The sequence below is a fragment of the Phenylobacterium sp. genome (assembly GCF_030693625.1).
In the GTDB taxonomy this organism is placed as follows: Bacteria; Pseudomonadota; Alphaproteobacteria; order Caulobacterales; family Caulobacteraceae; genus Phenylobacterium; species Phenylobacterium ferrooxidans.
Map to the genome: position 1 here is coordinate 1 of NZ_JAUYAF010000013.1, position 11893 is coordinate 11893.

General features: G+C 69.2%; 15 protein-coding genes and 2 tRNA genes. 11 read left to right on the forward strand and 6 right to left on the reverse strand.

From position 1 onward, the window contains the following. From Q8N10_RS01980 to Q8N10_RS02000, 5 genes are all read left to right on the forward strand, one after another. A partial coding sequence (locus Q8N10_RS01980; RefSeq protein WP_305663861.1) for a mitofilin family membrane protein occupies nucleotides 1-345 on the forward strand: 345 nt, incomplete at its 5' end. After that, nucleotides 342-1868 carry a heme biosynthesis protein HemY gene (locus Q8N10_RS01985; protein WP_304780718.1) on the forward strand — a complete coding sequence of 509 codons (1527 nt, stop codon included), beginning with the start codon at nucleotides 342-344 and terminating at the stop codon, nucleotides 1866-1868. The genes Q8N10_RS01980 and Q8N10_RS01985, both read left to right, overlap by 4 nt. A gap of 40 nt (nucleotides 1869-1908) precedes the next feature. After that, a tRNA-Thr gene (locus Q8N10_RS01990) sits at nucleotides 1909-1984 on the forward strand. Between the two features lie 88 nt (nucleotides 1985-2072). After that, nucleotides 2073-2519, forward strand: coding sequence for a hypothetical protein (locus tag Q8N10_RS01995; RefSeq protein WP_304780720.1), 447 nt, complete (start codon nucleotides 2073-2075; stop codon nucleotides 2517-2519). Nucleotides 2520-2530: 11 nt separating this feature from the next. Then, nucleotides 2531-2716, forward strand: a complete 186-nt coding sequence (locus Q8N10_RS02000) for an AAA family ATPase (RefSeq protein ID WP_304780722.1) — start codon at nucleotides 2531-2533, stop codon at nucleotides 2714-2716. Here Q8N10_RS02000 and Q8N10_RS02005 read toward each other — a convergent pair. Both Q8N10_RS02005 and Q8N10_RS02010 read right to left on the reverse strand, forming a co-directional pair. Then, nucleotides 2686-3471: an SDR family oxidoreductase gene (locus Q8N10_RS02005; RefSeq protein WP_304780724.1), complete on the reverse strand. Its 786-nt coding sequence runs from the start codon at nucleotides 3469-3471 to the stop codon at nucleotides 2686-2688. The two genes, Q8N10_RS02000 and Q8N10_RS02005, sit on opposite strands and share 31 nt — an antisense overlap. Before the next feature lie 58 nt (nucleotides 3472-3529). Continuing rightward, the gene (locus tag Q8N10_RS02010; protein ID WP_304780725.1) at nucleotides 3530-3757 is read right to left on the reverse strand and encodes a helix-turn-helix transcriptional regulator; all 228 of its coding nucleotides are present in this window, start codon (nucleotides 3755-3757) and stop codon (nucleotides 3530-3532) included. A gap of 164 nt (nucleotides 3758-3921) precedes the next feature. Between Q8N10_RS02010 and Q8N10_RS02015 the strand changes: the two genes are divergently transcribed. Beyond that, nucleotides 3922-4221, forward strand: a complete 300-nt coding sequence (locus Q8N10_RS02015) for a hypothetical protein (RefSeq protein ID WP_304780727.1) — start codon at nucleotides 3922-3924, stop codon at nucleotides 4219-4221. A 118-nt stretch (nucleotides 4222-4339) separates the two neighbouring features. Here Q8N10_RS02015 and Q8N10_RS02020 read toward each other — a convergent pair whose 3' ends face one another. Beyond that, nucleotides 4340-5083, reverse strand: a complete 744-nt coding sequence (locus Q8N10_RS02020; protein WP_304780729.1) for a Sir2 family NAD-dependent protein deacetylase — start codon at nucleotides 5081-5083, stop codon at nucleotides 4340-4342. A 25-nt stretch (nucleotides 5084-5108) separates the two neighbouring features. Then, nucleotides 5109-5606, reverse strand: coding sequence for a YbjN domain-containing protein (locus tag Q8N10_RS02025; protein ID WP_304780732.1), 498 nt, complete (start codon nucleotides 5604-5606; stop codon nucleotides 5109-5111). A gap of 162 nt (nucleotides 5607-5768) precedes the next feature. On the opposite strand from Q8N10_RS02025, the gene Q8N10_RS02030 reads away from it, so the two are divergent. Further along, on the forward strand, nucleotides 5769-6227 hold the full coding sequence (locus Q8N10_RS02030) for a chemotaxis protein CheW (RefSeq protein ID WP_304780734.1): 459 nt from the start codon (nucleotides 5769-5771) through the stop codon (nucleotides 6225-6227). 113 nt (nucleotides 6228-6340) lie between these two features. Next, entirely contained in the window at nucleotides 6341-7627 is a 1287-nt protein-coding gene (locus tag Q8N10_RS02035; RefSeq protein ID WP_304780737.1) for an ammonium transporter, read from the forward strand. A 71-nt stretch (nucleotides 7628-7698) separates the two neighbouring features. Here Q8N10_RS02035 and Q8N10_RS02040 read toward each other — a convergent pair whose 3' ends face one another. Next, nucleotides 7699-7977: a DUF167 family protein gene (locus Q8N10_RS02040; protein ID WP_304780741.1), complete on the reverse strand. Its 279-nt coding sequence runs from the start codon at nucleotides 7975-7977 to the stop codon at nucleotides 7699-7701. Further along, nucleotides 7977-8282, reverse strand: coding sequence for a YggT family protein (locus Q8N10_RS02045; protein ID WP_304780744.1), 306 nt, complete (start codon nucleotides 8280-8282; stop codon nucleotides 7977-7979). The genes Q8N10_RS02040 and Q8N10_RS02045 overlap by 1 nt, the downstream gene beginning before the upstream one ends. Before the next feature lie 108 nt (nucleotides 8283-8390). On the opposite strand from Q8N10_RS02045, the gene Q8N10_RS02050 reads away from it, so the two are divergent. From Q8N10_RS02050 to Q8N10_RS02060, 3 genes are all read left to right on the forward strand, one after another. Further along, nucleotides 8391-8466 (forward strand) — tRNA-Ala (locus tag Q8N10_RS02050). A gap of 92 nt (nucleotides 8467-8558) precedes the next feature. After that, nucleotides 8559-10001 carry an MBOAT family protein gene (locus Q8N10_RS02055; RefSeq protein ID WP_304780747.1) on the forward strand — a complete coding sequence of 481 codons (1443 nt, stop codon included), beginning with the start codon at nucleotides 8559-8561 and terminating at the stop codon, nucleotides 9999-10001. Between the two features lie 8 nt (nucleotides 10002-10009). Then, entirely contained in the window at nucleotides 10010-11602 is a 1593-nt protein-coding gene (locus tag Q8N10_RS02060; RefSeq protein WP_304780750.1) for a hypothetical protein, read from the forward strand. Nucleotides 11603-11893 lie beyond the last annotated feature (291 nt).

Here is an 11893-nt window from a genome sequence, read left to right on the forward strand (position 1 = left end):
GACCATGCCGCCCGCGCCGCCGCGGCCGCCCGCGCCCCGGGTGAGGGGGCCGGTCTGATGGCCCGTCTGGGCGCCGCCCTGTCCCGCGTCGTCACCCTGCGCCAGGTGGGCGATGTCCCGGGCTCAGGCGTCGACGCCCTGCTGGCCAGGGCCGAACGCCAGGTGGCGGAGGGCGACCTCGACCATGCCCTGCGGACCCTGGAGAGCCTGCCAGCCGGCGGCCGGGAGGCCCTGGCCCCCTGGCGCGCCGCCGCCGAGACCAGGGCCGACATCGACCGCCGCATCTCCGCCGTCCGCGTCCAGGCCCTGGAGGATCTCGCCCGGCTGGCCCGGAGCGGCGCATGATCCGCACCGCCATCGCCGTGTTTCTGGTGGTGGCGCTGGCCACCGCCATACTGGCCATCACCGGCGAACCCGGCCAAGCCAGCATCATCTGGCTGGGCTGGCGAGCCGACATGACCGCGGCCGCCATGGTGCTGATCACCCTGCTCGTCGCCCTGCTGACCATGATCGGCTGGCGGCTGCTGCTCTGGATCCTGGAGGCGCCGCGCCGGGCCGAGCGCGCCCGGGCCGAGGATCGCCGCCGCCAGGCCAATGAGGCTCTGACCCGCGGCTTCCTGGCCGCCGCCGCCGGGGATGGCTCCGAGGCCAGGCGTCTGGCCCTCAAGGCCGCCGACCTCGCCGACGAGGCGCCCGGTCTGGTTCGGGTCCTGGCCGCCCAGGCCGCCGAGGCGGCCGGTGACGCCGTGGCTGTCCAGGCCGCCTATTCCGCCATGCTGGGTTTCCCCGAGATGCGCCTGGCGGGCCACCGGGGCCTGATGGCCCAGGCCCTGGCCCAGGGCGACAAGGCCGCAGCCCTGCGTCACGCCGAGCAGGCCTATGAAATGGGTCGAACCGCCCGCTGGGCCTGGCGCGCCGTGCTTGAGGCGCGGCTCGAGGCGGGCGACTGGGAGGGGGCGCTGGACCTGGTGAAGAGCGCCCTCGACCGCAAGGTGGTCTCGCCCATCGTCGCCGAACGCGCCCGGGCCGCTCTGCTGGCCGCCTCGGCCGCTCAACTGGAGAACGCCGCCGAGCCCAAGGCGCGGTCCCAGGCGACCGATTTCGCGGTTGAGGCCGCCAAGCTGCAGCCTGGCTTCGCGCCCGGCGTGGTCATGGCCGGCCGGCTGCTGGCCGCCGACGGCAAGACGGGCCGCGCCGCCCAGGTCCTGGAGACCGCCTGGAAGATCGCGCCCCACCCGGCTCTGTGGCTGGCCTACCGCGACCTGAAGACCAATGAGACGCCCCGCCAGCGGGCCGAGCGGCTGAACAACCTGGCCGACCTCAACCCCACCGCCCGCGAAAGCCGCATTCTCTTCGTCGAGCAGGCCCTGATCGACGGCGTCCCAGGCCGCGCCCGTGAGGCCGCCAAGGCCCTGGCGGACGAGCCGCTGACGATCCGCATCGCCGGCCTGTTCGCCCGTGTCGCGTTCGCGGCCGGTCAGCCGGACGAGGCCCGGCTGTGGATGGCGCGCGGGGTGGGCGCGCCGCAGGAGCCGGACTGGACCGATCTCGACCCCGAGGGCCAGGCCTTCGCCTACCTGCCCGCCGACTGGGCGCGGCTGACCGCGGTCTATGCCGAGACCGGCGAGTTGATCCACCCCCGCCACGAGCGGGCCGAGAAGACCATGAGCGAGCTCCCGGAACTGCCGGTTCCCTATACCGACTCCGCCCCGTTCCTGGCGGGCCAGGAGGCCGCGCCGCCGCCCTACGGCGTGGAGGAAGGCCGCTATGATGACGACGAGCCCGAGCCTCCGCCACCCCCGCCGGTGAGCCAAAGACGAAGTCACGCGAGGCGCCGCTTGGCGAGCGCGCCCAGAGCAGCTAAATAGGCGCTCCCGCGCGGGCCGGTTCGCCGCCCCGCCGCGTCAGGCCGCTTTAGCTCAGCTGGTAGAGCACATCATTCGTAATGATGGGGTCAGGTGTTCGAGTCACCTAAGCGGCACCACTTCTTCCTTCCGATCCTGAAATCCAGGCGTCCCGTCGCCGGCGAATCACGTCAGGGATTTCCGCCCCCCCCCCGTTGGACCCGGCCCATGGATGATCCCAGGCACATCCGGCTGATCTCCCGGCTGTCGATGGACTATGTGATCTCGATCTACAGCGCGGTGCTGCGTGGCGGGACGCATGATCCCCTCGACGCCCTGATCCTCTCGACCGTGGCGGTGGCCAATGTGGCCCACCTCGGCTCCGACCCGGCCCTGTCGCTGCGGTACGGCGGGATCGACGAGCCGGAGCCCTTCGAGATCAAGCGGCCCATCAGCCGCAACGCCGTGGCCCTGTCGCTCGGTCTCTCCTACGAGACCGCCCGGCGGCGGATCCAGAAGCTGATCGACGCCGGCTCCCTGGTCGACACCGAGCAGGGGCTGGTGGGGGCCAACGAGGCCCGCAATCCGGAGTTGGTGCTCGCCATGGCCAAGCAGAACGCCACCCTGCTCAAGCGCCTGGTGCGGCTGTTGCGGGAGGCCGGGGTCGAGGTCTAGCCCAGGACATCATGACCTCGCCAGATCAGGCGGTCACGCCCACGGCGGCGCGGCGCATCAGCTACGAGGACGCGCTGCGGTTCGGGCAGGTCCATATCGAGACCTACCGCCGCCTGGGCTACGACCTGGTCTGCATCCCGCCGGGCGACCTCGAGGCCCGCGCCGATCAGGTCTTGGAGAACACGCCCTTCCAATAGGCGCGCATGGCCTCCACCGCCGGACGCAGGCCCTGGGTCTGGCTCTCGGCGTGGGCGCCGACCCCGTGGTGCAGGTGGGGGCTGGAGATCGAGTCCCAGATCACCTTGGTCACGTCCTCCACCGAGCCCGGCACCGACTGGGCTTCCTCGATGGCGCTGCGGAACACCTGGCCCTCGGCGTTGGCGGTGGAGTCCAGCAGGGGGGTGTCGATGTAGCCCGGCATGATGCAGACGACGCGGACGCCGAACCGGGAGTATTCGAGGTCCAGCGCCTCAGACAGTCCGCGCACTGCGAACTTGGTGGCGCCGTAGACGGCCAGGCGCGGCGGGCCCGACAGGCCGGCGCTGGAGGCGATGTTCACCAGGACCGAGTCCTTGGTGGCCTTCAGCAGGGGCAGGGCGGCATAGCTGCCATAGATGACGCCGCGAAGGTTGACGTCGATCTGCAGGTCCCAGTCGGCCGAGGTCTGGGTGTCGAACCAGCCGTAGCGGGCCAGGCCGGCATTGTTGACCATCACGTCCAGCCGGCCGCCGCTGGCCTTGCCGAAGCGGGCGAGCGCCAGGCCCCAGGCGGCCTCGTTGCGCACGTCCAGGCGCACGGCGAGGACCTTGTCGGGATCGAATCCTTCGGCGGCCTTGGCCAGGGCGTCCTCGTCCACGTCGGACAGCCCGACGAAATAGCCCTCGGCGGCGAAACGCTTGGCGGTGGCCAGGCCGATGCCGCTGGCGGCTCCGGTGATGAAGCAGGCTTTCATGTGACTCTCAAACCCCGTGGACTTGGCCGGGAGCATGTCGTCCCTGGGAGTCGGGCCGTCAAGCGCGGCGCAGCAGCACCGCGCCCGTCCAGCCGGCCTCGGCCAGCAGCTTCACGCCGTTCTGTTCCAGGGCCTTGGTAAGGCGCTTCTGGGTGGTTCCGTGGGCCGGACGGCCGTTCTCGAACTGCGAGATGGTGGTGAAGGCGACACCGGATTTCTCGGCCAGGTCCTTCAGGCTCCAGTCCAGCAGGGCGCGGCCGGCGCGGCAGCATTCGGGGGTCAGCATGGCGGAACTCCATGGGAATCACCGACGAATCCTCCGCCGCGAGCGTTAAAAATTCATCGCCAAGCGGGCATCGGGTGCGTTGATGCTCCGCGGGCGCCTTGCCCCGCCAGACCAAGAGGCCTAGTTCCGGTGGCGGCGCCTGTCGCCCAAGATCTAAAAGCGCCATGACCGACGAACCTCGCCCCCGCAAGATCCTGAGCCTAAAGAACCCGCCGACGCGGCCTCTGGGGCCGGAGCCGATCCGCAAGGCCGCGCCGCCGCCGCCTCCGCCCCCACCGCCGCCCCAGGTCTTCGCCTGGAAGTGCAAGCCCTGCGGCGCGGGCTTCAATGTGGGTGATCAGCTGGCCGACGACGTCGTGATCCGCTGCCCGTCCTGCAACGCCAAGATCGGCCAGGTGGCCGACTTTCGCGCCGATCCGACCCCCGCCAAGCTGCGGGCCCGGCCGGTCAAGCCGGCGGCCTGACCGTTAGACCCTTTCCGGATCAGGTTGAATCAACCTGATCGGATAAAAAGGGGTCTATCTTCTTGAATCTAGAGCATGTCCGGGCGGCGAACCGGCGCCCACTTGCGCCTGACATGCTCTAGAGTGACGCGGCGACCTCGCTCATCGCCGGGCCGATCTCGTCGTTCAGCACCAGGTCGGCCATGCCGTCGATATCGGTGGGCTCGCGATTGATGATGGCCAGGGCCGCGCCGTTGCGCTTGGCGATCTGGGGCAGGGCGGCGGCCGGATAGACCACCAGGGACGAGCCCAGCACCAGGAAGAGGTCGCTGTTCAGGGCCTCGAGCTCGGCCTTCCGCAGCACGTCGGGCTTGAGTTGTTGCCCGAAGGAGATGGTGGCGGTCTTCACGATCCCACCGCAGGCCTGACAGACCGGCGGCTCGTCGGTCTCCACGAAGCGGGTCTTCAGGTCCGCCAGCTCGTGGCGCATGCCGCAGTCCAGACAGGTGGCGTAGCTGGCGTTGCCGTGCAGCTCGATGACGCGACTGGCGGGAATCCCGGAGTCCTGGTGCAGATTGTCGACGTTCTGGGTGATGACGCTGGAGAGCTTGCCGGCCTCCAGCAGGCGGACCAGGGCGAAATGGCCGTCATTGGGCGACGCGCCCACCCACCCGGCCCGGCCGGAAAAGGCCCGCCCCCAGGCTTCGCGGCGCTTGGCCGGATCGGCGACGAAGTCCTGGAACAGGATCGGGCTCATCTTGCTCCAAACCCCGCCGGGAGAGCGGAAGTCGGGGATGCCCGACTCGGTGGAGATTCCCGCCCCGGTGAAGGCGACGATGCGGCGGGCCTCGCCGATCATCCTGCCCAGGTTCTGCCGTGTCACAACGCCTCCGGGGCCCTGGGGCCGGCTACTGGGTCTTGAAATAGGTGGCGGGGGCGCTGGTGAAATCGTCGAAGTCGGCGACGCAGCTCAGCCATTCCTTCTGCTGGGCCACCACATCCTCCCGCCGGTCGTTCACCGACGGCCGCAGGGCGTACCAGGCATAGGGGTGGTTGTCCTTGTTGAGATAGGCCGGGCACAGATAGGCGTTGCGGTTCCACAGATTGACCTGCTCGAAGTTCACCAGGTCGTCGTCGTCCCAGCCCAGCTGGTAGACCACCAGGTCGCAGACGGTCTTGGTCTTGTCGCACTTCAGGAAGTTGACCTCGAAGATCAGCTTGCCCACCAGGCCCTTGATCCAGGGCAGCCCCTTGTCGTCGGTCTTGAGTTCGCCGCTTGCGCCATTGGTCTGCAGCACGGCCAGGACGTCGGCGGGCTTGCGGGCGTCGAACGCCGACGCGGATGTGGCGAAGGCCAGCAGCGCGGCGGTGAGCGCCGCGGCTCCGGCGAAGATGCGGAATGTCATGTCGTGTCCCCCTAGCCGTCAGCCTAGTCGCGCGGCGACCGGGCCCGCAACCCCTTGGATCGACTCCGAAAAACGGGCGGCGCCGTTAATGAAATCGAGCAGGTTCATAGGGATACTGGTCAAAATCGACCCCGAACAGAACGATTGGGACGTGTTCCGAGAATGAGCCATTCCATACCCCAGCCGGGCGCCGAACTGATCTCGGTCCGCATCGGCGCTCAATCCTACGCCATCGACATCATGGCGGTGCGCGAGATCCGCGGCTGGACCGCGGCCACGCCCCTGCCGCATGCCCCGCCTCACGTGCTGGGGATGATGAACCTGCGCGGCGCCATCCTGCCGGTCATCGACCTGGGCGCGCGCCTGGGCCTGGGGCCTGCCGAACCCAACGCCTCCTCCGTGGTGGTGGTGGCCCAGATCGGTGAGGCCCAGGTGGGCCTGGTGGTGGACGCGGTCTCCGACATCCTCACGGTGACCGAGGGCCTGATCCAGTCGCCTCCGGACATCGGCGGCGAAATCCTCAACTATGTCAACGGCGTGATGACCACCGACACCGGCATCGTCAGCCTGCTGTCCCTGGACAACGTCCTGCCGCCCGAACCTATCGTCCTCGCCGCCTGAGGCCCCCTGCCCGCTTTTTGCGCGCGCCCTGAAAAAATGTGCCTGCACAACAGGCAAAGACTCCTGTAGCCAAGGCCCCCTGGCCAGTTGGGGGACGGGGCATGACGGTTCGTATGCTGACGCGCTTGGGCGCGCTGATCGCAGGTCTGGCCCTGGCGTCGCCGGCCCTGGCCCAGGCTCCGGCGCCCGCCATCGATCACGGGCACACCGCCTGGATCCTCAGCGCCACGGCGCTCGTCCTGTTCATGACCCTGCCGGGCCTGGCGCTCTTCTATGCCGGGTTGGTGCGGTCCAAGAACGTGCTGTCGGTGATGACCCACTGCGTGGCCATCGCCTGCCTGGCCTCGGTGCTGTGGCTGCTGGGGGTCTACAGCCTGGCCTTCTCCGGATCCAACCCGCTGATCGGCGACCTCGCCAAGTTCGGTCTGGTCTCGGTGGGCCGCGACGCGGTGACCGGCGCCCTGCCGGAGAGCGTCTTCTTCGCCTTCCAGATGACCTTCGCCATCATCACCCCGGCCCTGATCGTCGGCGCCTTCGTCGAGCGAATCAAGTTCTCCGCCGTGCTGGTGTTCTCCGGCCTGTGGCTGATCGTCGTCTATGCGCCGGTCTGTCACTGGGTCTGGGGCGGCGGCTGGCTGGCCCAGATGCGGGTGATGGACTATGCGGGGGGCCTGGTGGTCCACGCCACGGCGGGGGTCTCGGCCCTGCTGATCGCCTGGCGGCTTGGCCCGCGCGACGGTTTCCCGCGCGACCTGTCGCCGCCGCACAATCCGGGCATGACCATGATGGGCGCCGGCATGCTGTGGGTCGGCTGGTACGGCTTCAACGCCGGCAGCGCCCTGGCCGCCGACGGTAACGCCGGGGCGGCCCTGATCGCCACCCACCTGTCGGCCGCCACGGCGGGCCTGGTCTGGGGCGCCATCGAGTGGAAGCGGTTCGGCCGGCCCAGCATGGTGGGCCTGGTGACCGGGGTGGTGGCTGGCCTGGCCACCGTCACCCCCGCCTCCGGCTTCGTCGGCCCCCTGGGCGGCGTGGTCCTGGGCGCCGCGGGCTCGCTGATCTGCTACCAGGCCGTCGATTTCGTGAAGCACCGGATGAAGATTGACGACAGCCTCGACGTCTTCGCCGTGCACGGCGTCGGCGGGATTCTCGGAACCCTGCTGGTGGCCGTGCTGGCCAGCCCCGAACTCGGCGGCGTGGGCTATGCCGATGGCGTCACCATGGGGTCCCAGGCCGTGACCCAGGTGCTGGGCGTGCTGGCGGTCTGCGCCTGGTCGGGGATCGCAACCCTGGTCCTGGTGTTCCTCACTCGCCGCACCGTGGGCCTGCGCGCCAGCGACGACGCGGTGGACGAGGGCCTGGACATGTCGGCCCACGGCGAGCGGGCCTACAATCCCTAGGGCTGCGCCCTAGGACTTTTGCAGGGTCGCGCTTCCGGGCGGCGAACCAGTTCCCACTTCGCATGAAGCGATCATGCTCTAGGCCCGAAGGCGACCTCGAAGTCGCCTTCGGTCGCGCCCTCGACCTCGATCATCTTCACCCGCGCGGTCTCGCCCGAGACGATGCGCAGGGCGGACCTGGGCCGTTTCAGCGCCTTGGCGAGGAAGGCGATCAGGGCGGCGTTGGCCGCGCCGTCGGCGGCCACGGCGCTGACCCGCACCTTGAGATAGGAACGGCCCTCGGCGTCGAGAGCCCAACCGTCCGCCCTGTCCCGGCCGCCCTTGGGCGTGACCCGGACGGGCAGGCGCATCAGCCCAGCAGGGCCATGAGCGGTGCGAAGGCCATCGGCAGGAGGTAGGTCTTGATCCCCTGCAGGATCAGCAGGACGATGATCGGGCTGATATCCACGCCCCCCAGCGGCGGAATGATCCGCTGGAACGGCGCCAGGATCGGCCGGGTCACGGCGTCCAGGAACTTGGCGATGTTGTAGACCACCTGATTGCGCAGGTTGATCACATCGAAGGCCACCAGCCACGAGATGATGGCGTTGGCGAAGATCGCGAAGATCAGCAGGCTCAGAAGCGAACTGATGATGAAGTAGAGGAAGCTGCCCATGGTCCCGGTTTAAAGGGGCCCGTGTGTCGCTGGCAAGGCGCTGCGTCGCCATCGCGCATTTCTGCCGCTTGACAGGAGGGGTCCGAAAACGCTTATTCCGCGCCTCCTGGGGCCGTAGCTCAGATGGTAGAGCGCCTCGTTCGCAATGAGGAGGTCAGCGGTTCGATTCCGCTCGGCTCCACCAGGAACCTTCCGACACCCTGAATCGGGGCCGGCGCGTCTTGCCGCCCGGCCGCGCGCCTGCCACAAACCGCGTCTACCGGCGCTGGGGGGCGGATGGTCTTCTCGTCCATCATTTTCATCTTCTATTTTCTGCCCGTCTTCCTGCTTGGCTACTACGTCAGCGGCTGGCGTACGGGCGCCCTGCTGGTGGGCAGCGTGGCCTTCTACACCTGGGGCGAGGGGGCCTATGTCTTCCTGCTGCTGGGGCTGATCGGCGCCAACCACGCCGGGGCCCGCGCCATGGACCGCGCCGGGACGCAAGGCGGCCGCCGCCTGATCCTGACCCTGATGATCGTGCTCGATCTGGCCGTCCTGGCCTGGTTCAAGTACGCCGGCTTCCTGGCCCAGACCCTCAACGACGTCCTGCCTGGCGACCCATTGCCGGCCCTGACCCACCGCCTGCCGCTGGGCATCTCCTTCTTCACCTTCCAGCTGATCAGCTACGCCATCGATATCTATCGCCGCGCCGTGCCGGTGGAGACCTCGATCAGCCGGTTCGCCGCCTACATCCTGATGTTCCCGCACCTGATCGCCGGGCCCATCGTGCGCTACGCCGACATCCGGGAAGAGCTGCAGGGCGATCGCAAGGGCTCGGGCCGGATCGGTCTCGGATTCCAGTACTTCATCGTCGGCCTGTGCCAGAAGGTGCTGATCGCCAACACCGTGGCGCCTGTGGCCGACCACGCCTTCGGCCTGCCGCCCGGAACCCTGACCGCGACGACGGCCTGGCTGGGGGCGCTGGCCTACAGCCTGCAGATCTATTTCGACTTCTGCGGCTATTCGAACATGGCGATCGGCCTGGCCTTCATGCTGGGCTTCACCTTCCCCAAGAACTTCAACCACCCCTATGCGGCGACCTCGCTCACCGACTTCTGGCGGCGCTGGCACATCTCCCTGTCCTCGTGGTTCCGGGACTATGTCTACATCCCGCTCGGAGGGAACCGGGGCGGGCAGGCGCGCACCATCCGCAATCTGCTGATCGTCTTCTTCCTGACGGGCCTGTGGCACGGAGCGGCCTGGAGTTTCATCGTCTGGGGCCTCTATCATGGGGCCTTCCTGATGCTGGAGAGGTTCGGGTTCGACCGGGTGCTGGCCGCCGCGCCGCGGTTGGTGCGTCACGCCTACACCCTGGTGGTGGTGATGATCGGCTGGGTCTTCTTCCGCGCCGCCGACCTTCCGGCCGCCCTGGACTATCTGACGGCGATGCTGGACCCGCAGGCCTTCAAACCTCTCGGCCTGGCCCTGCGGCACCTGCTGGACACCGAGGTGTTGCTGGCCTTCGCCGCGGGGGCGCTCTTCGCCTTCCCGACCCTGCACGCGGTGATGACCCGGCTGAAGGCCCCGCGGTCGGACGCCCCCTCGCCACACCTTCCGGCTCACCTGGACACCCGGGCGGCCCACGTCCTGCCGACCCCGGTCCTGGCCGCCGGTTTCGTGCTCAGCATCGCGGTGCTGGTCAATTCGACCCTCAACCCCTTCCTCTATTTCCGGTTCTGAGGGGGGACATGGAAAAACCCGTCCCCCGCCCCGGCCTGATCGCCACGATCCTGGTCCTGATGGCCACAGCCTTCCTGCTGCGGCCCATGCTGAAGCCGCCCCAGCTGCAGGAGGGCCGGGTGCTGGCCGGGCCTCCGGCCTGGACGGGCGCGGCCAAGCTTGCCGATCTGCGCCACCAGACCGACGCCTGGGTCGCCGACCGCTTCCCGGCCCGGCCCTATCTGATCGGCTGGCTGAACGCCGCCCGGCTGGCGATCGGCGACAGCGGGTCGGACCGGGTGCTGGCGGGGCGCGACGGCTGGCTGTTCTACAACGACGGCACGCGCCTCGGGCCCGCACGGGCCAAGCCGCCCCTCACCGACGCCGAGGCGGCCGAGTGGCTGCGGGGCCTGTCGGGGCGGGTGGAGACCCTGGAGGGGAAGGGCGCGGCCTATCTGGTGGTGGTCCCGCCGGCCAAGGAGACCATCTATCCCCAGCTCGGTCCGGCCTGGTTCCCCGGCCCCAGTCCACAGCGGACCAGCCTGAAGCTCGCGGCCCTGGCCGCCCGCACCGAGCCCGGCCATGTGGTTCACCTGCGAGACCCGGTCCTGGCCGTGGCCGCCTCAGGAACCGACGCCTTCAGCCGCCATGACACCCATTGGACCGGCGACGGCGCCTATGCCGGCTACGCCGCGATCATGCAACGCCTGCGCGCCCAGGGGATCGATCAGCCGACCCGCCCGCTCAGCGACTTCCGGCCGGTGGTGAACGGGGTCAATCCGCCCCGCGACCTGGCGCTCATGCTCGGGGTGGCGAGCTTCGTGCCCATCCACTATCGCGGCTATGTCGATCCCGCCGCCGGAGATTACCGCACCACCTGGCTCTCCGAGCGCCGGGGCTGGGTCGCGCCCCAGGTGGTGGAGACCGGCCAGGCGGGCAAGCCGACCCTGCTGCTGACCCGCGACTCCTTCTCCAACGCCTTGACGCCCTTCCTGTTGGGGCACTTCAGCCGGGTGGTCCTGACCCACATCGACGACGGCTTCTGGCGCCAGGACCTGATCGACCGCTTCCGCCCCGACGTGGTGATGCTGGAGGTGCAGGAGCACGGCCTGGGCTTTTCCATGCGCGGTTCGCCCCCAGTCTCGGACGCGGCCGAGGCCCGGATCGAGCAGGCCCTTCCGAATGCGCCCACCCATGGTCCCCTGGCGCCGTCGGCCCCGTCTCGCGGGCGCTTTGTGCGGGTCGGCGCCGCGCCACCATCCCTGGCCGGCCTCGACGCCGCCGTCCCCATCACGACCTGCGCCGTCGACCAGGCCCTGATGGGGCCGCATGGCCTTATGGTGGCCGGCTGGATATCCGACCTGTCGTCGGAGCCGCGTCCCGTCCAGGGCGCGCTCCGGCTCAGCGGCCCGGCCGGCGACTTCGTCCAGCCCCTGGAGATGAACCAGGTGCGCCCCGACGTCGGAGCCTACTTCAAGCGGCCGGTGGTGGAGCCCAGTGGCTTCGGGGGCGCCCTCAGTGTCCAGGCCCTGCCTTCTGGAACCTATGACCTGCGGGTCTATCGCCGTAGCGCCACGGGCTGGATCGGCTGCGCCGGACCTAAGGGGTTGGTCCGACCCTAGACGGCTTGTTCATCGGTCACGGCTAGACTTCCCGCGCGGTCAAAAATCCGCCCGACCCTGGTGGCAGGTTCGCCAGACTGCGGCGGGGCGTCTTTCCAGGTCTCGCATGCGTTGAACACACCGGGCGGTCTTCCTAGACTAGGGCGCTCAACTAGAGCATTCTGCGACCTGATTGAATCGTTGGGGATTCCCAGGGCCCGCGGATTCTGATTCAAGCTCTGTGCTGGTGACGGAGGCTGGCACCTATGAGCAAGGCGCTGTCAGTTGATCTTCGTGAGCGTGTGATCGGCG

Coding starts and splice junctions, on each gene's coding strand:
- Q8N10_RS02000 (WP_304780722.1), top strand. CDS start 2,531: ATGACCTCGCCAGATCAGGCGGTCACGCCCACGGCGGCGCGGCGCATC.
- Q8N10_RS02025 (WP_304780732.1), bottom strand. CDS start 5,606: ATGACATTCCGCATCTTCGCCGGAGCCGCGGCGCTCACCGCCGCGCTG.
- Q8N10_RS02060 (WP_304780750.1), top strand. CDS start 10,010: ATGGAAAAACCCGTCCCCCGCCCCGGCCTGATCGCCACGATCCTGGTC.
- Q8N10_RS01985 (WP_304780718.1), top strand. CDS start 342: ATGATCCGCACCGCCATCGCCGTGTTTCTGGTGGTGGCGCTGGCCACC.
- Q8N10_RS02035 (WP_304780737.1), top strand. CDS start 6,341: ATGCTGACGCGCTTGGGCGCGCTGATCGCAGGTCTGGCCCTGGCGTCG.
- Q8N10_RS02005 (WP_304780724.1), bottom strand. CDS start 3,471: ATGAAAGCCTGCTTCATCACCGGAGCCGCCAGCGGCATCGGCCTGGCC.
- Q8N10_RS02055 (WP_304780747.1), top strand. CDS start 8,559: ATGGTCTTCTCGTCCATCATTTTCATCTTCTATTTTCTGCCCGTCTTC.
- Q8N10_RS02030 (WP_304780734.1), top strand. CDS start 5,769: ATGAGCCATTCCATACCCCAGCCGGGCGCCGAACTGATCTCGGTCCGC.
- Q8N10_RS01995 (WP_304780720.1), top strand. CDS start 2,073: ATGGATGATCCCAGGCACATCCGGCTGATCTCCCGGCTGTCGATGGAC.
- Q8N10_RS02045 (WP_304780744.1), bottom strand. CDS start 8,282: ATGGGCAGCTTCCTCTACTTCATCATCAGTTCGCTTCTGAGCCTGCTG.
- Q8N10_RS02040 (WP_304780741.1), bottom strand. CDS start 7,977: ATGCGCCTGCCCGTCCGGGTCACGCCCAAGGGCGGCCGGGACAGGGCG.
- Q8N10_RS02015 (WP_304780727.1), top strand. CDS start 3,922: ATGACCGACGAACCTCGCCCCCGCAAGATCCTGAGCCTAAAGAACCCG.
- Q8N10_RS02010 (WP_304780725.1), bottom strand. CDS start 3,757: ATGCTGACCCCCGAATGCTGCCGCGCCGGCCGCGCCCTGCTGGACTGG.